We start from the raw sequence: 20321 nt of genomic DNA on the forward strand, positions 1-20321 counted from the left end.
CATGCGGATCACGGGATATCGGACGCTCACCACGGTCCAGGAATGGGGGCGGCCCGTCGGCGATGCCAACGGGGTGTTCCCCGACGGGGTGGTTCCGGTCTCGATCGTCATCGTCGACACCGACGAGGGCGTCTCGGGAGTCGGCCTCGGGCCGCACGTCGAGATCGAGCGGATCTTCGCAGCTATCGAGGGCGAAGACCCCCGTGCCGTGACGACCCTGTACGACCGCATGTTGCGGCACACCTTCAAGGCGGGCCACGCCGGCCCGGTGTTCGGCACCATCGGCGCACTGGACACCGCGCTCTGGGACATCAAGGCGCAGGCCGCCGGCGAGCCGCTGTGGCGGCTGCTGGGCGGACGTGACCGGCGGGTCAACGCCTACGCGTCCGGGCTGGACATCGGGCTCTCCGACGACGAACTCGTCGCCGAGTACGAGGTCTACGCCAGCCACGGCCTGCGCGCCGCGAAGCTCAAGGGCGGTCTCGACATCGAACGCGACCGGCACCGGCTCACCCTGGTCAGGGACGTCCTGACCGAGGCGGGGCACGGCCGGCGACCGGGTCTCATGCTCGACGTCAACGAGGCCTGGACCCGCAAGCAGGCCGTCCGGCACGTCTCCGAGCTCGAACGCTCCCTCGACCTCATCTGGATCGAGGAGCCCGTCCGACGCTGGGACGCCGAGGGCCTCGCCACCGTCAGCCGAGGGGTCTGCGCGTCGGTCGCCACCGGGGAGAACCTCACCGGGCTCGAACAGTACCGTCCGCTGCTCGCCGCCGGCGCGGTCGACGTCGTCCAGATGGCCGCCGTCTGGGGAGTCACCCACTTCCTGCGGGCGTCCGCCCTGGCGCACGCGTACGACCTGCCGGTCAGCCCGATCGGCAACAGCCCGATCGGTCTGTTGCACGCCGCGACCTCGGTGCCGAACCACCTGACGAGTGAGTTGCAGGACCTGCACCCGCCGGTCGGCGTCTCCGTCGACCTGCACGTCGAGGACGGCGCCTTCATTCTCGGCGACGCACCCGGACTTGGTGTCCGCATCGACGAGGAGCGGATCCGGACGGCCAATCACCGCCCGTGGGCGCAGACGGCCGAGAGCCCCAACGTCCGGCCGGAGCGGGCCGGTCGGCGCCTGCTGGGCGGGATCGACGGGGTCGTCCCCACCCGCCAGGTGCCCGTCGTGCCGCTGAACTACCGCAACGAGGTGTCGCCCACCGGGCGGCACTGAGCTGACCGACAGAAACAGTGAACGCGTGGGTGCACCGCCATCGCGGTGCACCCACGGCCATGTCCGGTCGGCACGAACGACGTGCCGGCCGTCGAGACGGAGGATCGATGAAGGCAGTCGTCTACCGGGGGGCGCGAGACCTCGGCATCGAGGATCGCGAACCGGTTCCGCCGGGCCCCGGCCAGGTGCGGATCGAGGTGGCGTACACCGGGATCTGCGGCACCGACCTGCACATCTACCACGGAGACATGGACGCTCGGGTCGGTGACTCGGCGATCATCGGGCACGAGATGTCCGGTCGGATCGCGGCCGTCGGGCCGGACACCACCGGCTGGACCATCGGAGCGCCCGTCACCGTGCTGCCGACCCGGCCGTGTGGAAAGTGCGCCGCCTGCCAACGCGGGCACTCCCACGTCTGCCACGCCATGAACTTCCTCGGTATCGACTCACCGGGCGCCATGCAGTCCTACTGGACCGTGCCGGCGGAACTGGTTCTGCCGCTCCCCGAGGACCTGCCGCTGGACCACGCGGCGCTCGTCGAGCCGGTCGCGGTCGCCGTACACGACGTCCGCCGGGGCAAAGTGACCGCCGACGACCAGGTCGTCGTGGTCGGCGGTGGGCCGGTGGGGGCGCTCATCGCCGTCGTCGCGCAGGGCCGCGGCGCGCGGGTGCTCCTCGTCGAGCCGGACCCGTTCCGGCGGGAGGTGGCGGCCGGGATCGGGATCGAGGCCGTCGACCCGGGAGCGACAGATGTCGTGGCGCTTGTCGACGAGCGCACCAACGGCGCGGGCGCCGACATCGCCTTCGAGGTGTCCGGCTCGGCCGGTGGCGTGACCACCGCGGTCGACGTCCTCACCACCCGCGGTCGGCTGGTGATGGTGGCGATCCACCCCCGGCCCCGCGAGGTGAACCTGCACCGGTTCTTCTGGCGCGAGCTGGAACTCCTCGGCGCGCGGTTGTACCAGCGCGACGACATGGTGGAGGCGATCCGGTTGGTCGCCTCGGGCGCGATTCCGGCACAACAGCTCATCTCCCGGGTGGAGCCGGTCGAGGCGGCCGGCGCCGCCTTCACGGCACTCGAGGGTGGCGGCGTGATGAAGGTGCTGCTCGACCTGCGGGAGGTGGGCAAGTGACGGCCCTGTTCGACCTGTCCGGGCGCGTCGCCGTGGTGACCGGCGCCCGACGCGGCATCGGCCTCGCCATGGCCGAGGCCCTGGCGCTTGCCGGCGCCGACATCGTGGGCGTCTCCGCCCAGCTCGAATCGGATGGCAGCGAGGTCGAACGCCGGGTACGGGCCGCCGGCCGGCAGTTCACCGGCCTGCGTGCCGATCTCGGCGACCGGGCGGCCGTACACCAACTGGCCCGGGATCTCACCGCTCTCGGGCCGATCGACATCCTGGTCAACAACGGCGGCACTATCGCCCGCACCCCGGCCGCCGAGCACCCGGACGAGATGTGGGACCACGTCATCGAGGTGAACCTCAGCAGCCAGTTCATCCTGAGCCGGGAGATCGGCCGGACGATGGTCGAGCGTGGCCACGGGAAGATCATTTTCACCGCCTCGCTGTTGAGCTTCCAGGGCGGCATCACCGTCCCCGGCTACGCGGCGTCGAAGTCGGGCATCGCCGGGCTCACCAAGGCGCTGGCGAACGAGTGGGCGGCCCGCGGGGTCAACGTCAACGCCATCGCCCCCGGCTACATCGCCACCGACAACACCCAGGCGCTGCGCGAGGATCCCGACCGCAACGAGGCGATCCTCGGCCGTATTCCGGCGGGCCGGTGGGGCCGCGCCGACGATCTCGGCGGTGCCACTGTGTTCCTGGCGTCGTCGGCGTCGGACTACGTCAACGGGGTCGTGCTGCCCGTCGACGGCGGTTGGTTGGGCCGATGACGGGCCGACCGGTGCCGCCGGTGAGCCTCGTCGGCGAGCCCGCTCACCACGTACCCGGGTGGGCGGCGTCATGAGGACGCGAGCGCTGCCGCGTGCCCCGCGGGTGCGTCTCACCGAGCTGGGGTTCGGCGCGGCCCAGGGCGGCAACCTGTACCGGGGGACGACGGACGAGGAGTTCGCGGCGGCGGTCGACGCGGCGTGGGCGGCGGGCGTGCGGTACTACGACACCGCGCCGCACTACGGACTCGGGTTGTCCGAGCGCCGCCTCGGCGCCGCGTTGCGCCAGCGACCGCGTGACGAGTACGTGGTGTCGACGAAGGTCGGACGACTCCTGGTGCCGTCGCCCGAGAACGCCCACGAGCAGGACTCGGACGGGTTCGACGTGCCCGCGAGCCACCGGCGGGTGTGGGACTTCAGCCGCGACGGCGTTCTTCGCTCGATCGAGGCCAGCCTCGAGCGCAGCGGGCTGGACCGGATCGACATCGCCTACCTGCACGACCCGGACGACCACTGGGAGCAGGCCGCGTACGAGGCCGTGCCGGCCCTTGTCGACCTGCGTGATCAGGGCGTCGTGGGCGCCATCGGCGCGGGGATGAACCAGTCGGCGATGCTGGCGCGGTTCGTGCGGGAGACCGACGTCGACGTGATGATGTGCGCCGGGCGCTACACCCTGCTCGAACAGGGTGCGGCGGACGACCTGTTGCCGATCGCGGAGAACCGGGGGGTGGGCGTGGTCATCGCTGGCGTCTACAACTCGGGGTTGCTGTCGCGGGACCAGCCGCCGGCCGATGCCGTCTACAACTACCAGCAGGCCCCGCCCGAGGTGATCGAGCGGGCGCGGCGGATCGCCGCGGTCTGCGAGACGTACGGGGTGACCCTGCCGCAGGCGGCACTCGCCTTCGTTCGCAGGCACCCGGCCGTGGTGTCGACGGTGGTCGGCGTCCGCACCGAGGCGCAGGTGGCCGAGACGGTACGACGGTCCGAGGTCGCCGTACCGGAGGAGCTGTGGGGCGCCCTGACGGCGGCCGGGTTGCTCGCCGTGGCGCCCGGTCCGGGCGCGGCGGGCCAACCGAACTGACGAAGACGTCCCGGCCGGGACCGGCTCCGACTATCGGACACCGGTCCCGACCGGGACGTTTTGCGTTACCGCGTCAGCGGCAGGTCACACTGCGGTGAACCGCCACTGCTGGTTGGCCGCGCTGTGGCAGGTCCACTGCAACAGTCGGGCGCCGTCGGCGGTGGACGCGCCGTTGACGTCGACGCAGAGGCCGCTCAGCACGCTCTTCACCGTGTACACGCCGGAGGTTCCCGTCGCGGTGGCGGTGAACTTCTGCTGGTTGCCGTTGTTGCAGGTGGCCTGCTGGAGGAAGGCACCCGCAGCGGTCGAACTGCCGACCACCTCGACGCACTTGCCGCTGTGCACCGCCTTGAGGTAGAGCGCGCCGTTACCGGCGTCGACGGCCTGCCACCTCTGGTTGTTGGCACCGGTGGAGGCCCACTGGGTGATCTGGGCGCCGTCGGCGGTGGAGACACCGCTGACGTCCATCAGCTTGTTGCTGTGCTGCGCCGTGACCGTGTAGGTCTTCCCCGCCAGGCCACCGCCGGTACCGGTGCCGGGTGTCCCGACGCCGTTGCCGCCGAAGGTGTGCGAGTCCAGATCGAACGAGTTGCTGCTGTTCTTGAACACCATGTAGAGCGTCTGTGTCCCGCTGGAGGCGGCGACGCTCACCGGAGCCGTGGACTGGTAGTTGTCCCAGCCGCCGGTATTGGGCACCGTGGTGGTGGCCAGCAGGGTGCCGGTCGGCGAGCCGGCGCGCAGCTCGATCGAACCGCCGCCGGAGGGCGACGACACCCGGTAGCTGACCGTGGAGATGCCCGACAGGTTCATCGGGCTGAACGCGATCCAGTCGTTCGTGGAGATGTCACCGACGCGCTTGGTGCTCTCCGCCGCCGCCTGGTCGACGACCCGGATGCCGGACTGGCTGCTGAAGTACTCGGACTGCTTGTGCTTCGGCTGCAGGATCGCCTGCGCGGTGCCGGTGAGCGGGGCCCCGCCACCCGAGCCGCCGTTGTCGGTGTACCGAGCGTTCAGCACGTAGAACAGGTTGGCGCCATCGGGGTGCCCACCGAGCAGGTCGGTGGAGATGGTGCCCGAGCAGCCCGGGTACTCGGTCGTCTCGTGCGCGTGGTCGTCGTGACCCAGCGCCGGGTTGAGGAACACCTTCGAGCAGTCGACAGTCCCGCCGTCCGGATCGGTCACGGTGATCTGGTAGGACACCTTGTCACCGAAGGTCAGCATGCCCCCGTTGCCGGGTGTGGTGATGGTGACCACCGGGGCACTGTTGCCGACGGTGATCGGGACGTTGGCGAAGCCGGTCTTACCGGTGCTGTCGGTGACCTTCAACTGGGCCGTGTAGTTGCCGTTGGCGGTGTACGTCTTCGACGGGTTGGCCGCCGTCGAGGTGGTGCCGTCGCCGAACGTCCACAGGTAGCTCAGCGTGTTGCCGTCCGGGTCGGACGTGCCCGCGCTGCTGAACTGGACGGTCAGCGGCGAGGAGCCGCTGGTGGGTGTGCCGGTGGCCTTGACGATCGGTGACCGGCCGCCCTGGTTGTAGTCGATCCGGTAGAGCCCGGAGTCGCTGTTGCCGCCACCGAAGTTGGTGCCCCACTCCAGCAGGTAGAGCGAGCCGTCCTTGCCGAATTCCATGTCCATCGGCTTGTTGAAGTTACCGGCGGGCAGGAACGGGTTGGTGCGGGTCACCGCCGAGGAGGAGTCGAAGTGCACCTCCTTGACGTAGTTGCGCGCCCACTCGTAGAAGAAGTGCACGCCGTCGTAGTAGGGCGGGAACTTCGTCTCGGACGGGTTCGACGCGTCGTAGCGGTAGACCGGGCCGCCCATCGGGGCCGAGCCGCCCGAGCCGAGCTCCGGGAAGGTCGTCGAGGCGGGGTAGCCATACCAGATGTTGGGCATGACGACCGGCTTCAGGTTGACCAGACCGGTGTTGTTCGGCGAGTTGTTGACAGGCGCCGAGCAGTTGAACTTCGCGCCGACGACGCCGGTGTCCGGGTTGTACGGGGCGTAGGGCTGGTTGTTGCCGTGGCAGAACGGCCAGCCGTAGTTGCCGGGCGTCTTGATCACGTTGAGCTCGACCAGGCCCTCCGGGCCACGGTTGGTGGTCGGCGGGTTGCGGTCCGGTCCGTAGTCCGCCAGGTAGACCCAGCCGTTGGCGGGGTCGATCGAGAAGCGGAACGGGTTGCGGAAGCCCATCGCGTAGATTTCCGGCTTGGTCTGCGCGGTGCCCTGGGGGTAGAGGTTGCCGGTCGGGACGGTGTAGCCGCCGCTGGCTCCGGGGCGGATGCGCAGCAGCTTGCCGCGCAGGTCGTTGGTGTTGCCCGCGCTACGGGCGGCGTCCAGGTTGGACTTGCCCGAGCGCCAGTCCAGCGGGGCGTAGCCCTGCCAGTTGGGGTCGAGGTTCGGGGGCGTGTCGTCACCGGTGCCGATGAAGAGGTTGCCGTCCGGACCGAACTCGATGTAACCGCCGGTGTGCCCGGGCTCCGGGAACGTCCGGTCCCGGTACGCCGGGATGTCGATGATCGTCACACCGCTGGACATGTTCAGCGTGTCACCGCTCATCGTGTAACGGGAGACGCGGTTGACGTCGGTCGAGCTGCTCGCCGGCGAGTGGTAGAGGTAGACGTACCCGTTTGTGGCGAAGTTGGGGTCCAGCGCCATACCGGTGAGACCGTCCTCACCGCCGGTGTAGACGCTCAGCGTCCCGGCGGTCACGGTGCTGTTGGTGGACGGCTTGAAGATCTTCAGCTGCCCGCCACGCTGGGCGTAGAACACCCGTCCGTCCGGAGCCACCGCCAACGCCATCGGGTCGACGGTGTTGTCGTCCAGGGTGCGCTTCTCGAAGTTGCCCCAGACGGTGCCGCCGCAGTCGCCGGGCGCGTTGCCGGCGGCCCACTTGATGCCGCCGAGGACGTGGTCGCGGAAGTACGTCTCGCTGTAGGAGGCGATCGCGTGACCCATCGCCGTGGCCCACACCCGCCCGCCGGCGGTGTTGCGACACCAGGAGATCGGGTGGTCCGGGCCCATCGCCCGGGCGCCCGGGTTGTAGGTGCGCTCGTCGGCGGTCACCAGCACGTGCACCTTGCCACGCGGGTTGGAGTCGAAGTTGTACCACTCCTCGCTGCGGTTCCACTTGTCCGGCAGGCCGGACGTCGACGGGTGCTTCTTGTCGGCGACGATGGCGGTGCCGGGCAGCACGCCGGGGGAGTGCTCCGGCATGTGGGCGCCGCCGTTGATGGTGTTGTCCCACCACGGGTATTCGGTGTCGATGCCCATGTCGGTGGCGTTGTGGATGGCCACGATGCCCTTGCCGCTGGCGAGGTAGCCCTCCACCGCCTGGCGCTGGGCGGCCGAGGTCCAGACCATGCCGGAGGTCTGGAGCATCACGATGACGTCGAAGGTCGCCAGGTTGGCGGCGGTGAAGACGCTCGAGTCCTCGGTCGCCACCACCTCGAAGTTGTTCGCTGCGGCCTGCTGCTGGAGCATGGAGATCCCGGCGGGGATCGAGTCGTGCCGATAGCCGGTGGTCTTGCTGAACACCAGGGCGCGGAAGGCCGGGGCGGCCGACGCCGGTGGGGCGAGTCCGAGAGCCAGTAACAGGCCCGCGATCACCGAGATGATCATGGTATTGCGACGCATGGCGTCTCCTAGGTTGGACGGGTAACTCCGCTTGCGCCCACGGGCTCACCCTGCGTCAGGTTGTACCTGGACGCATGGGTGAGCATGAGTGCGCTGGTCTGTCCTCGTGCCGTTCGCCGAAACGGCAGTCAGACCCCCGGGACATCACATTGAGTGATGGTGGCTGTAGTTCGTGTCCCGTGGTCCACAAGGTCAGGATGAGCCAGAAATAGATGGGTGTCAATGAATGGGGTGCCGTCCGACGTCTTGCCCTGATGACGACGGCCATGTCCGAATCGCTCGCACACGGCGTCGCTGCCGGACGAGTGACGGCCCTGGCAATCGGCCCCGGTCGAGGATTGCGGACCTGCATCCAAACATCTATGTTCTTCATACGTGTGATGTTTCGTCGATGTCAAGAGAATGTTCGCAACATAAAAACGTAAGTCTCCGCAGCTAGCTGCGAAAGTTCGTGGTCCGGCCACGAGCGGGTCGTACGCCGACCCGTGCACCTTGTCGATAACTACTATCTGTGAGGGCTTTCGGGATGTCAGATCCACCGCCGGCGCCACTGCTCACCCTTCGGGGCATCGGCAAGTCCTTCCTTGGGGTACGCGTTCTCGGCGATGTCGACCTCGACGTCGCGCCGGGCGAGGTCCACGCCGTCGTCGGCGAGAACGGCGCCGGAAAGTCGACCCTCATGAAGATCGTCTCGGGTGGATACGCCCCGGACGAGGGCACCATCGAGTTCGCCGGTGAGTCGCGGACCTTCCGTGGCCCGCGCGACGCCCAGCGGGCCGGCGTCGGCATCATCCACCAGGAGTTCAACCTCCTGCCGGAGCGCACCGTCGCGGAGAACGTCTACCTGGGCCACGAGCCGGTCCGGCGCGGGCTGGTCGACCGTCGGGAGATGCTCGACCGCACCACGCGCCTGCTCGCCTCGATCGGGGAGACGGCGTTGCCCGCCGACGCCCGGGTGGGGCAGCTCGGCGTCGCCCAGCAGCAGGTCGTCGAGATCGCCAAGGCGCTCGCCCTGGACGCGCGACTGCTCATCATGGACGAACCGACAGCCGCGCTGGCCGACCACGAGGTCGAGCTGCTCTACGGGTTGGTACGCCGGCTCCAGGATCGCGGCATCGGCCTGCTGTACGTCTCGCACCGGCTCGCCGAGGTGTTCGACCTGTCGAGCCGGATCACAGTCCTCAAGGACGGCCGCCACGTCACCACTGTGGACACCGCGCGCACCACCTCCGACGAGTTGGTGCGGCACATGGTCGGCCGGGAACTGTCCAGCTACTACCCGGACCGCGCCGCCCCGGAGGACCGGGGCCCGGTGCGGCTCAACCTTCGCGACGTGGGAAACCGGAAGCTGCGCGACGTCAACCTCCAGTTGCGCGCCGGCGAGGTGCTCGGCATCGGCGGCCTGCAGGGCTCCGGGCGCTCGGCGCTGGCCCGTGCGATCTTCGGGGTGTCGCCGTTCACGACCGGCGACGTCACGCTCGACGACCGGCCGGTCCGCCTGCGCTCACCCCGCACCGCGATGCGGGCCGGCATCGCCTACGTCACCGAGGACCGCAAGGGCGAGGGGATCGTCGCCCGGCAGTCGGTGCTCGACAACGCGCTGCTCGCCAGTCGGGCCGTCTTCGCGGCCCGGTCCGGCCGTGCGGCCCGGACCGTTCGGGTGCGCGAGCTGCTCAACGCCGTGGAGGTCCGTGGTGCGGGCGACGACCAGGAGATCCGTTTCCTGTCCGGCGGCAACCAGCAGAAGGTCGTGCTGGCCCGCTGGCTCGCGCTCAACCCGCGGATCCTGCTCTTCGACGAGCCGACCCGCGGCATCGACGTGGGCGCGAAGTCGGCCATCCACGACCTCGTCCGCCGCCTCGCCCGCGACGGTGCGGCCGTGCTGATGATCTCGTCTGACCTGCCGGAGCTGCTGGGCATGAGTGACCGCATCGTCGTCATGCGCGACGGCCGGGTCGCGGGCGAGTTGCCCGCCGGCGCGAGCGAGGAGGACGTCGTCACCCTCGCGGTCGGCGCCGTTCCGGCGGCCGTCAAGTGAGCGCGAGGAGTGAGCCGGTTTTGCGAGCCCCGCAGTCGCGAATGGAGATCACCACGTGAGCGCCCTGTCGCTCCTGCCGGCCCGCCGCCCCGTACCGGGCGTCTTCGTGGCCCTGACCCTCACCCTCGCGATCGGCTGGCTTGTCGTCCTCGTGGACGGCGGCCAGCTCTTCAATCAGTCCACGACCGTGAGTCTGCTGCACGTGGCGGCCGGCCTCGGGCTCGTCGCCGTCGGCCAGACCCTTGTCATCCTGGGTGGGTCGCTCGACCTCTCGGTGGCGTACGTGATCAGCCTCAGCACCCTCGTCGCCGCCGAGACGATGAACGGCAGCGACGGCGCGGTGCTGCCGGCGATCGGCCTGGTGCTCGTCGTCAGCGCCGGCATCGGGCTGTTCAACGGGCTCCTCGTCACCAAACTCCGGGTCAACGCGTTCATCGCGACCCTCGGTGTCGGGCTGCTGCTCAAGGGCTACCTCGACAACGGCTACGACGGGCCGGCCGGCACCACCGCGCCGTCGCTCGTGCAGTCGCTCGGCTACCAGCGCGTCGGCCCGGTGCCGGTGTCGTTCCTGCTGCTGGTCGCGGTGACCGCTGCGGCCTGGTTCGCGCTCTCGAAGACCCGCTTCGGCCACCACCTGGTCGCCGTCGGCGGAGACCCGGAGGTGGCCCGGCTCTCGGGCGTGCGCAACGACCGGGTCCTCGTCACCGCCCACGTGCTGTGCTCGATGTGTGCCGGGCTCGCCGGCATCTACCTCGCCAGTCGGCTCGGCTCCGGCGCGCCCCGGGTGGGCACCGAGGGCCTCTACGACCTGGAGTCGATAGCCGCGGTGGTGATCGGCGGCACCGCCCTCGCCGGTGGGCGTGGTGGCGTCATCGGCACGGTCGGCGGAGTGCTGCTGCTCGCCAGCATCGACGCGATCTTCAACCAGTTGGAGGTCGACGCCTTCTTCAAGCAGGTGATCCGGGGCGCGATCATCATCGCCGCGGTGGCCGTCTACGCCCGCCGGACCATGCGAAAGGCGGCTGCCTAGTCATGCAGACCGTTGAGCGTCGTACGCTGCCCCTGCGTCTTCCGCGGGTCCGTCCCGGTGGCATCCTGCCGATCCTCGCGATTCTCGCGGTGCTGGTGGTGCTCGTCGGCATTCGGCAGCCCGACTTCCTCTCCCCTCCGTCGCTGATGTCGTTCCTCGGGCGGTCGGCGCCGATCATCCTGCTCGCCGCCGGCCAGTACTTCGTGATCGTCTCCGGCGAGTTCGACCTCTCGGTCGGCTCCCTGGTCACCGCGCAGGTGGTCGTCGCGGCCCGGCTCATCGACAGCGACCCGGGGCGTACCTGGCCCGTGGTGTTGCTCCTGCTCGCCTTCGGCGCGCTCGTCGGGTTGGTCAACGGCCTGATCACGACGCGGCTGCGGGTGCCGTCGTTCATCACCACCCTCGGCATGTTCCTGATCCTGGTCGGCGCGGTCTACCTGTGGTCCGACGGCGCCCCGAAGGGTGGCCTGTCCGAGGAGTTCCGGCGGTACGGTCGGCGGGCTTTCGAGGACGTGCCGGTGCTCGGTCGCGTGCCGTTCGCGCTGCTGGTCCTGGTGGCCCTCGCGGTGGTGGCCGTGTTGCTGATGCGGTCCGACTTCGGCCGGACGCTCGTCGCCGTCGGCGACAATCCGCGCACCGCCGAGTTGAGCGGCGTACGCGTCTGGCGTACCCGCACGATCGCCTTCATCCTCAGCGGGCTCGCGGCGGCCGTCGCGGCGATCCTGCTGGGCGGCTACAGCGGCGTGTCGTTCCAGGCCGGCGCTGGCCTGGAGTTCGGTGCGATCACCGCCGTCGTCCTCGGTGGCGTCGCGCTGGGCGGGGGCCGCGGTTCGGTGGTGGGCGCGATGCTCGGTGCGCTGACCCTCGAACTGCTGTTCGCCCTCATGAATTTCTACGGCGTCTCCGGCGCCCTCAGGTCGACCGTCCAGGGCGGGATCATCCTGCTCGCCGTGGCGGTCTCGGCAACGCGTTCCTCGTCGAGATAAAGGGGTTCCCATAGTGCGACGTTCCATGGCGGCACTGGCCGCTGTCACCTTGCTGTCCCTTGCCGCCTGTTCCACCGATGAGCCGGGCGCGAGCCCCTCGAGCAGCGCCTCCGCCGCCGGCTCGGGCACCGGGGAACAGTCGAAGTTCTTCGTGCAGGCCGACTACGACGCCGAGCTCTCGCTGCTCGACGCGACCCCGACGGGTCCCGCCGACAAGCCGTGGGAGCAGGTGCTCAACCCGAAGCTGGTGGACACCGCCAAGTTCAAGAAGAGCGGTCCGCACAAGATCTGCTTCTCGAACGCGGCGCTCAACAACCCGTGGCGGCAGGTCGGGTTCAAGACCATGCAGGCCGAGGTCGAGGCGCAGAAGAGCCGCATCAAGGAGTTCGTGCACGTCGACGCCGAAGGCAAGGACCAGAAGCAGATCGCGGACATCAACGACCTGCTCGGCAAGGGCTGCGACGCGCTCATCGTCTCGCCCAACACCACCGCCACGCTGACCCCGGCCGTCGAGGCAGCCTGCAAGGCGGGGCTGCCGGTCGTCGTCTTCGACCGTGGTGTCGACACGAAGTGCCCGGTGACCTTCATCAACCCCATCGGCGGCTACGGGTTCGGCCACGTCGGCGCCGAGTTCGTCAGTCAGAAGATGAAGCCCGGCGGCAAGGTCCTCGCCCTGCGGATCCTGCCGGGTGTGGACGTCCTGGAGACCCGCTGGTCGGCGGCGAAGGTGGCCTTCGACAAGGCGAAGGTCGACGTCGTGGGCGTCGAGTTCACCGACGGCGACCCGGCCAAGACCAAGAAGATCGTCGACGACTACATCCAGCGCTACGGCACGATCGACGGCGTCTGGATGGACGCCGGCGCGGTTGCCGTCGCCGCGGTCGAGGCGTTCCAGGACGCGGGCAAGCCCGTTCCGCCGATGAACGGTGAGGACCAGCTCGACTTCCTGAAGATCTGGAAGGACAAGAACCTCACCGCGATCGCGCCGACCTACCCGACCTACCAGTGGCGTACGCCGATCATCGCGGCGCTGCGGATCCTCGACGGCGAGCAGGTCTCCAACCCGTGGAAGCTGCCGCAGCCGACCGTCACCCAGGACAACCTGGACAAGTACCTCGACGCGAGCATGCCGCCGCTGCACTACGCGATGTGCGGCTGCACGGACCTGCCCGGCTACCCGCAGCGCTGGAAGTAGGTTCCGATGTACGCCATCGGCGTCAACCCCTGGGTGTGGGCCTCGCCTGTCGACGACGAGGCCCTGGCCGAGCTGATCCCACGGATCGCCTCGTTCGGCTTCGACGCGGTCGAGCTGCCGATCGAGCAGCCCGGCGACTGGGACCCGGTCCGCACCCGGGAGCTGCTGGCCGAGCACGGCCTCGTCGCTGCCGGGGTCTGCGCGGCGTTCTCGCCGGGGCGGGAGCTGGTCGACGCCGCGCCAGCGGTGGTGGAGTCGACGGTGGCGTACCTCAAGGGCTGCGTGGCGAGCGCCGCGGCCGTCGGCGCTGGATGCGTCGGCGGCCCGGTGTACGCCTCGGTCGGCCGCACCTGGCGGATGTCACCGGCGGCTCGCGCGGCCTGCTACGCGGACTTCCGGCGGGCCCTGGCGCCGGTTGCCGAGCAGGCCGGCGAGTTGGGCGTGAGCATCGGTGTCGAGGCGTTGAACCGCTACGAGACGAGCGTCGTCAACACGATCGAGCAGACGGTCGAGTTGATCGACGGTCTTCCGTCGAACGTCGGCATCATGATCGACACGTACCACATGAACATCGAGGAGGCCGACCCCTACGCGGCTCTCGCCGCCGCCGGCCCGCACATCAAGCACGTCCAGGTCAGCGGCTCCAACCGGGGCGCACCCGGTGCGGACCACTTCGACTGGCCCCGCTTCTTCACCGTCCTGCGGGACACCGGTTACCAGGGTGCGATCTGCATCGAGTCGTTCACGGCGGAGAACGAGGCCATCGCGGTCGCCGCGGCGATCTGGCGTCCGCTGGCCCCCTCGCAGGACCGTCTCGCCACGGACGGCCTGCGCTATCTCCGGGAGATCCTCGGGTGACCGCCCCCCATCACCCAAGGCCCGGCCCTCGGGCTCTGCCCGCCACCCCCCACTAGAGTCAGGAGCACCGTCCCGTGTCTGTCTCGTCCATCCCACCGCTGCGGCGACTGTTGGCCGGCGCCGCCGCGTCAGCGTTGACCGCGCTGGTCGCGGTGACCGCCTCGGCGTCCCCCGCGCTCGCGGCCACCACCACCCTCTATGCGTCGCCCTCCGGCAGCGGCACCAGCTGCTCGGCCAGCCAACCGTGTTCGCTGTCCGCCGCGCAGACCGCCGTGCGGGCAGCCAACACCACGATGTCCGGTGACATCGTCGTGGAGTTGGCCGACGGCGCGTACCGGCTCTCGTCGCCGATGCGGCTGACCGCCGCCGACTCCGGCAACAACGGCTACCAGGTGATCTGGCGGGCGGCCGCCGGCGCCCGTCCGTCGATCACCGGCGCCCGCGCGGTCACCGGCTGGTCGCTCGTCGACTCCGGGAAGAACATCTGGCGGGCCAACGTGCCCGCCGGCCTCGACTCCCGTCAGCTCTACGTCAACGGGGCCATCGCCACCCGGGCACGCACCGCCGTGAACCGTGCCGACTTCACCTTCACCACGTCCGGGATGCGGTTCAGCAACAGCGCGCTCAACTACCTCAACAACCTCGGCAACCAGAACCGGGTCGAGGTGGAGAGCGTCGGGTCGTTCACCGACAGGTACTCGCCGGTGCAGAGCATCAGCGGCAACTTCCTGACGATGCAGCAGCCCGCCTGGAACAACAACACCTTCGGGTTCGACACGTTGTCCCGCCCGCACCGTGCGGGTCCGTTCTACCTGGCCAACGCGTACGAGTTCCTGGACTCCGCGGGGGAGTGGTACCTCAACCCCAGCAGCGGCCAGCTCAACTACATCCCGCTCGCCGGGCAGAACATGAGCACCGTCAGCGTGGAGCTGCCGCAGTTGCAGTCCCTGGTGAACGTCGGCGGCACCCTCGACGCGCCCGCGCACCACATCTCGTTCAGCGGGATCACCTTCACCGGCACGAGCTGGCTCGGCCCGAGCAGCAACAACGGCTTCGCCGACCAGCAGACCGGCGCGCACATCGTCGGCACCTGGGCCCGTCCGTCCGACGCGCTGACCTCCTGCCAGGAGGGCTGCTCCCTGTTCGAGGCCACCCGCCCGAGCTGGGCCCAGATGCCCGCCGCCGTGCAGGTCTCCGCCGCCAACACCATCAGCTTCAGCGACTCGCAGTTCGTCAACCTGGGGCAGACGGCCATCGGCATCGGCAACGACGCCAACGCCCACGCCAGCGGCGTCGGCCTGGCCGCCAACAACATCACCGTCACCCGCTCCGAGATCGCCCGCAACTCGGCCGGTGGCGTCGTGGTCGGCGGCGTGCGCGCCGACGCCCACCACCCGAGCGACCAGCGGATGGTCAACCGCAACGTCACCATCAGCAACAACAAGGTGCACGACCTGGGTCTGGAGTACCGGGGCGTCGTCTCGATCCTGACCACCTACGTGAACACCTCGCTGGTGTCGCACAACGAGGTCTACAACATGCCGTACACCGGCATGTCGATCGGCTACGGCTGGGGCGCCAACGACGCCGGCGGCAGCCAGCACTACGCCAACCGTGGCCTGTACAACTACCAGCCGCGGTACACCACGGCGACCACCGCGGCCAACAACCAGGTCATCGGCAACTACGTGCACGACGTCATGCAGCAGATGACCGACGGCGGGTGCATCTACTCGCTGTCGGCGAACCCGGGCGGGTTGATCGCCGAGAACTACTGCCTGCGGACCAACGGCTGGTTCGGGCTCTACTTCGACGAGGGCTCGCGCTACTACACCGCCCGCAACAACGTGTTCTCCTCCACCGGCACCTGGGCCACCGCCAACTACTTCTACGCCGAGAACATGGGCAACTTCACGGTCACCAACAACTGGTCGACAAGCAGCGGCACGAACGTGACGAACGGTGACCGCGGCAACGTCGTCAACAACAACGTCACGGTCAGCGGCGGCAACTGGCCGTCGGGCGCGCAGACCGTGATCAACACGGCCGGCGTGCAGAGCGGTGGCAGCACCAACCCGACGAACGTGCAGCTCGTCGGCGCCCAGTCGGGCCGCTGTGCCGAGATCGGCAACTCCAGCACGACGAACGGCACGCAGGCCCAGATCTGGGACTGCATCAGCAACGCCGCCAACCAGCGGTGGACCCACACCGCGAGCCGGCAGCTCATGATCTACGGCACCAAGTGCCTGGACGCCTCCGGCCAGGGCACCGTCAACGGCACGAAGGTCGTGATCTGGGACTGCAACGGTGGTGTCAACCAGCAGTGGAACATCAACTCCAACGGCACCATCACGGGCGTGCAGTCGGGTCTCTGCCTCGACGCGAACGGCGCCGCGACGGCGAACGGCACGAAGTTGATCCTCTGGGCCTGCGGCGGTGGCGCGAACCAGCGCTGGACGGTACGCAGCTGACGTAACGGCGGACAGTAGCGGAGCCGGGCTGGGGCGTTCTCGCCCCGGCTCGGCTCCGCGCGTTGCGGGCCTACCGGCTCACCACCGCCGTCCGTGAGCTGCCTCGACGGCTGCGACGTCCGGTCGCGCCACCGGCGACGGGTCGCCGCGTCCGTCTTGACCCGACAGTTTCGCTATCCGGGCGACGCCACGAGCGCCGTCGAGGAGTTGCTGCCGGGCGGCAGCCGGGAGATGACGACCCGCGCCGATGGACGTCTGGGCGCTGGGACGACTGCGCGCGACCGTCACCACCTCACCGGCCCTGCTCGGCGACGGCCAGGTCGGTGCCGATCTCCGACCGGTCTCGGCCACCGTCACCACTCGGATCTCCCGGAGCACTGCAAAAAACCTGCAAGCGCTAACCCTTGCCTTCGGGGAAACCGCTTTCCTACCATTGCGTTACATCGATGTCTTATTCCTGGATCGGGTCATCGCGCATCGATCAACGTGGCCGGGGCGGTGCCGTTTGGGCGGCCAACCCCGCGCTTGTCAGGGCCGGGCAGCCCTCGGCAATTAATTCTCGTCAATGCAGCGTCTCCGTGATCGCACCCGAGTGCGGTCGGGCGACCGCCGCGCTCCGGCGATGGACCTGACGAATGCGAAGGTGAGGCGAAATGAGACGACCAGTCGCATTGCGACTTCAGGCAGCACTGGCCACGGCGGCCGTCGGGGTCGCCATCGGCGTGACTCTGCCGACGCCCCAGGCGTCGGCGGCGGTCGGCAGCGCCACCGGCTATGCCACTCAGAACGGCGGAACCACCGGCGGCGCGGGCGGCCAGACCGTACGGGCCACCACCGGCACCGCGATCCACGCGGCGCTGTGCGGTCGCGCCAGCAGCAGCACCCCGATCACCATCGAGGTCACCGGGACCATCAACCACGGCAACACCAGCAAGGTGTCGGGGTCGAGCTGCAACACGGCGGACGGTGTGATCGAGCTCAAGCAGATCAGCAACGTCACCATCATCGGTGTCGGCAGCGGCGCGCTGTTCGATCAGCTCGGCATCCACATCCGCGACTCCAGCAACATCATCATCCAGAACGTGACAGTCCGGAACGTCAAGAAGTCCGGCTCGCCCATCTCCAACGGTGGGGACGCCATCGGCATGGAGAGCACGGTCCGCAACGTCTGGGTCGACCACGTCACCCTGGAGGCCTCGGGCGGGGAGTCCCAGGGGTACGACGGTCTCTTCGACATGAAGGACAACACCCAGTACGTCACCCTGTCCTACAGCATCCTGCGCAACTCCGGGCGCGGCGGCCTCGTCGGGTCCAGCGAGACTGACCTCTCCAACAGCTTCATCACCTACCACCACAACCTGTACGAGAACATCGACTCCCGGACGCCGCTGCTGCGCGGCGGCACGGCCCACATCTACAACAACCACTACGTGAGCCTGCGCGAGTCGGGCATCAACTCCCGGGCCGGTGCGAAGGCGAAGGTGGAGAACAACTACTTCCGGAACTCCAAGGACGTGCTGGGCACCTTCTACACCGACCAGCGCGGCTACTGGCAGGTGAGCGGCAACATCTTCGACAACGTCACCTGGTCCGGCGCCGGCAGCGACAACTATCCCGCCGGCCCCAACCCGACGTCCAACACCACGGTCACCATCCCGTATCCGTACAGCCTCGACGGGGCGAGTTGCGTGCCGGAGATCGTCCGGCAGACGGTGGGCGCCAACACGGGCCTGCGGGTGTCGAACGGCAGTTGCTCTCCGCAGAGCCCGCCGCCGACCACGACTCCGCCGACGAGCGCCCCGCCAACCACGCCGCCGCCGGGTGGCGGGACCAACCTCAGCCTCGGCGCGGGTGCCGACGGATCCAGCAAGGCCAGCGGGACCAGCTACGGCAACGTGCGGGACGGCAACATCGGCACCTACTGGTCACCGGCCGGAGCGACGGGCACCATCTCGATCAAGTGGGGTTCCGCGACCCGGGTGTCCCGAGTGGTCATCCGTGAGCCGTCGGGGACCCAGGGCTCCATCGGGGCCTGGCAGCTCGTCAACAACGACAACGGGGCTGTCCTGGCCTCCGGCAGCGGGGCGGGTTCCATCACCTTCTCCTCGACCGCCCTAACCAAGATCAACTTCAGGATCAACAGCTCCAGCGGTACGCCGCGGGTCGGCGAGTTCGAGACGTACGCCAGCTAGCGCCTGTGGGCGGGAGCGGCGGAACCTGTCGCTCCCGCCCGTGCGCGAGCACCCCTCAGCCGAACACCTCGGCGCGCTGCTCGTTGATGATCAGCGACCGAGTCCGGAACTCCGGATCGGTGCTGGCCTGCTCGCCCCCAGCGCCAGGCGGGCCAGGAGCGCGTCCAGGGGCAGGCCGGCCGCGCTGGTCACCACCAGGTCCGCGGCCGTGAATCGGGCGTGGTCCGCGTGGCGGTTCGGCACGGCAACGCACCGGAGCCCAGCGGCCTGTGCCGCCGCCACGCCGTGCGCGGTGTCCTCGAACGCGACCGCCTGGTCCGCGGGCAGCCCGAGCCGATCCAGCGCCAGCAGGTAGACCGCCGGATCCGGTTTGTGGGCGGGCACCTCCTCGCCGGTCGCCAGCACCTCGAACCGCGCGCGCAGCCCCGCCTGGTCCAGTAGCGCGCCAACGTGCGTGATCGGGGAACTGCTCGCCACGGCGAGCCGCAGCCCCAACTCCGCGGCCCGGTCCAACCACCCCAGGATGCCGGGCGCGGGCGTCAGCGCCGCATTCAGCTCTGCCCGGTACGCCATCCGCAGCGCGTGGCTGGACGTGCGGTCGTACGCCGGCCCGATCGCCGCTTCGAGCGCCACATACCGGGCCTCGTTCGCGTCGCCACCGTGGTCGGCGAAGAAGCCCGTCGGATCGAGCCGCAGGCCGTGCCGCCGCCACTCCCAACGCCAGCTCTCCAGCAGCGTGGTCTCCGTGTCCATCAGCAGACCGTCGAAGTCGAAGACCAGCGCTTTGATCGTCACGGTGGCCAGTATCCCGGTGCTGGTGTCCGCGTACGTCCTGCGGCCGAAGATTGTCGCGCTCGGGCTTCGGTCCTCGTGCGTGGGCCGTCGGGCCGAAGGTCACCGCTGGTTGTGGATGAGAGCCAGGAGGGCGCCGTGCGTCCGCTCGTCGGCGGCGACGACAAGACCTTTCCCGCCGGGGTGAACCGGCCCGCCGTCGATCCCGGTGACCACACAACCGGCAGCCTGGCCGAGGGCGATTCCGGCCGCGAAGTGGACGCTGTCGCAGAGGTACTCGCCATCGGTGACGTAGCCGGCGCGCCGACCGGCGGCCACCCAGGCCACGGCCAGTGTGGTGGAGACGACGCGTGGGCGGAACTGTTCGATGAACCCCTCGTCCGCGAGCATCCGGGCGGCCAGGAAGACGTGCCGGTGGGGAAACGGCGGGTCGAGATTGACGTCGACAAGTCGTGACTCGGCCGACGGGGTGAGCGGCTCGTCGACGCCACCACGCCTGGCGTACGCGGCGGTGCCGTCGGTCCAGAACACCTCGTCGGTGAACGGGTCGGCCGAGGCGGCCACGGAGACGCGTGTCCCGGCCCGGAGAGCGACGTTGACCGAGGTCAGCATGGTCCGTACGGCATAGTTCAGCGTTCCGCACAACGGGTCGACCAGCCACGTACGTCCGTTCCCGCCGGTGCCGGTGCGCCCGCTCTCCTCCGCCAGCACGGCGTCTTGCGGGCGTCCCGCGCGCAGGACGTCGAGGATCGCCTTCTCGGCCTCGACGTCCGCCGTGGTGGCGAAGTCGTCCCCGGTCTTGCTGAAGCGTGCCAGCGATGTGCCGTACTGCTCGCGGACGACAGCGGCTCCGGCTTCCGCCGCCGCGATGGCCAGTGCGTGGTCGGTGATTGACATGTCGGACATGATGCCGCCCGCCCCCACGACGGGCG

The 20321-nt window shown here is 69.4% G+C and carries 14 protein-coding genes; 11 read left to right on the forward strand and 3 right to left on the reverse strand.

Going from position 1 to position 20321, the window contains the following annotated elements; all coding sequences use genetic code 11:
• The first annotated feature begins 1 nt into the window (after position 1).
• The 4 genes from ACGFH8_RS14515 to ACGFH8_RS14530 all read left to right on the forward strand — a co-directional run bounded on the left by ACGFH8_RS14515 (position 2) and on the right by ACGFH8_RS14530 (position 4194).
• Positions 2-1225, forward strand: a complete 1224-nt coding sequence (locus ACGFH8_RS14515; protein ID WP_393367250.1) for a mandelate racemase/muconate lactonizing enzyme family protein — start codon at positions 2-4, stop codon at positions 1223-1225.
• A gap of 107 nt (positions 1226-1332) precedes the next feature.
• On the forward strand, positions 1333-2358 hold the full coding sequence (locus ACGFH8_RS14520) for a zinc-binding dehydrogenase (RefSeq protein ID WP_393367251.1): 1026 nt from the start codon (positions 1333-1335) through the stop codon (positions 2356-2358).
• Positions 2355-3116, forward strand: a complete 762-nt coding sequence (gene kduD, locus ACGFH8_RS14525; protein WP_393367252.1) for a 2-dehydro-3-deoxy-D-gluconate 5-dehydrogenase KduD — start codon at positions 2355-2357, stop codon at positions 3114-3116. Before ACGFH8_RS14520 ends, kduD begins: the two co-directional genes overlap by 4 nt.
• A 70-nt stretch (positions 3117-3186) precedes the next feature.
• On the forward strand, positions 3187-4194 hold the full coding sequence (locus tag ACGFH8_RS14530) for an aldo/keto reductase (RefSeq protein ID WP_393367253.1): 1008 nt from the start codon (positions 3187-3189) through the stop codon (positions 4192-4194).
• Positions 4195-4278: 84 nt separating this feature from the next.
• Here ACGFH8_RS14530 and ACGFH8_RS14535 read toward each other — a convergent pair whose 3' ends face one another.
• Positions 4279-7827, reverse strand: coding sequence for a ThuA domain-containing protein (locus ACGFH8_RS14535; protein ID WP_393367254.1), 3549 nt, complete (start codon positions 7825-7827; stop codon positions 4279-4281).
• A gap of 526 nt (positions 7828-8353) precedes the next feature.
• On the opposite strand from ACGFH8_RS14535, the gene ACGFH8_RS14540 reads away from it, so the two are divergent.
• The 7 genes from ACGFH8_RS14540 to ACGFH8_RS14570 all read left to right on the forward strand — a co-directional run bounded on the left by ACGFH8_RS14540 (position 8354) and on the right by ACGFH8_RS14570 (position 18597).
• Complete coding sequence (locus ACGFH8_RS14540) at positions 8354-9865, forward strand: sugar ABC transporter ATP-binding protein (protein ID WP_393367255.1); 1512 nt, start codon at positions 8354-8356, stop codon at positions 9863-9865.
• Between the two features lie 55 nt (positions 9866-9920).
• On the forward strand, positions 9921-10895 hold the full coding sequence (locus ACGFH8_RS14545; protein WP_393367256.1) for an ABC transporter permease: 975 nt from the start codon (positions 9921-9923) through the stop codon (positions 10893-10895).
• A gap of 2 nt (positions 10896-10897) precedes the next feature.
• A complete protein-coding gene (locus tag ACGFH8_RS14550) occupies positions 10898-11881 on the forward strand; it encodes an ABC transporter permease (RefSeq protein ID WP_393367257.1) in 984 nt (327 codons plus the stop codon).
• A 13-nt stretch (positions 11882-11894) separates the two neighbouring features.
• Complete coding sequence (locus ACGFH8_RS14555; protein WP_393367258.1) at positions 11895-13076, forward strand: ABC transporter substrate-binding protein; 1182 nt, start codon at positions 11895-11897, stop codon at positions 13074-13076.
• Positions 13077-13082: 6 nt separating this feature from the next.
• Entirely contained in the window at positions 13083-13934 is an 852-nt protein-coding gene (locus ACGFH8_RS14560; protein WP_393367259.1) for a sugar phosphate isomerase/epimerase family protein, read from the forward strand.
• A 74-nt stretch (positions 13935-14008) separates the two neighbouring features.
• On the forward strand, positions 14009-16405 hold the full coding sequence (locus tag ACGFH8_RS14565) for a ricin-type beta-trefoil lectin domain protein (protein WP_393367260.1): 2397 nt from the start codon (positions 14009-14011) through the stop codon (positions 16403-16405).
• Positions 16406-17058: 653 nt separating this feature from the next.
• Positions 17059-18597 carry a polysaccharide lyase family 1 protein gene (locus ACGFH8_RS14570; RefSeq protein WP_393367261.1) on the forward strand — a complete coding sequence of 513 codons (1539 nt, stop codon included), beginning with the start codon at positions 17059-17061 and terminating at the stop codon, positions 18595-18597.
• A gap of 90 nt (positions 18598-18687) precedes the next feature.
• Here ACGFH8_RS14570 and ACGFH8_RS14575 read toward each other — a convergent pair whose 3' ends face one another.
• On the reverse strand, positions 18688-19392 hold the full coding sequence (locus ACGFH8_RS14575) for an HAD family hydrolase (protein WP_393367262.1): 705 nt from the start codon (positions 19390-19392) through the stop codon (positions 18688-18690).
• 99 nt (positions 19393-19491) lie between these two features.
• Positions 19492-20286 (reverse strand): inositol monophosphatase family protein, encoded by a 795-nt coding sequence (locus ACGFH8_RS14580; protein WP_393367263.1) that lies wholly within the window; start codon positions 20284-20286, stop codon positions 19492-19494.
• Between the last annotated feature and the right edge of the window lie 35 nt (positions 20287-20321).

This window comes from Micromonospora sp. NPDC049175 (genome assembly GCF_043197345.1).
Classification (GTDB): domain Bacteria; phylum Actinomycetota; class Actinomycetes; order Mycobacteriales; family Micromonosporaceae; genus Micromonospora.

Excerpts from the sequence above, each read along its gene's own strand:
- ACGFH8_RS14515 (WP_393367250.1), top strand. The coding sequence starts at position 2 with ATGCGGATCACGGGATATCGGACGCTCACCACGGTCCAGGAATGGGGG.
- ACGFH8_RS14520 (WP_393367251.1), top strand. The coding sequence starts at position 1,333 with ATGAAGGCAGTCGTCTACCGGGGGGCGCGAGACCTCGGCATCGAGGAT.
- ACGFH8_RS14530 (WP_393367253.1), top strand. The coding sequence starts at position 3,187 with ATGAGGACGCGAGCGCTGCCGCGTGCCCCGCGGGTGCGTCTCACCGAG.
- ACGFH8_RS14535 (WP_393367254.1), bottom strand. The coding sequence starts at position 7,827 with ATGCGTCGCAATACCATGATCATCTCGGTGATCGCGGGCCTGTTACTG.
- ACGFH8_RS14540 (WP_393367255.1), top strand. The coding sequence starts at position 8,354 with ATGTCAGATCCACCGCCGGCGCCACTGCTCACCCTTCGGGGCATCGGC.
- ACGFH8_RS14550 (WP_393367257.1), top strand. The coding sequence starts at position 10,898 with ATGCAGACCGTTGAGCGTCGTACGCTGCCCCTGCGTCTTCCGCGGGTC.
- ACGFH8_RS14560 (WP_393367259.1), top strand. The coding sequence starts at position 13,083 with ATGTACGCCATCGGCGTCAACCCCTGGGTGTGGGCCTCGCCTGTCGAC.
- ACGFH8_RS14570 (WP_393367261.1), top strand. The coding sequence starts at position 17,059 with ATGAGACGACCAGTCGCATTGCGACTTCAGGCAGCACTGGCCACGGCG.
- ACGFH8_RS14580 (WP_393367263.1), bottom strand. The coding sequence starts at position 20,286 with ATGTCAATCACCGACCACGCACTGGCCATCGCGGCGGCGGAAGCCGGA.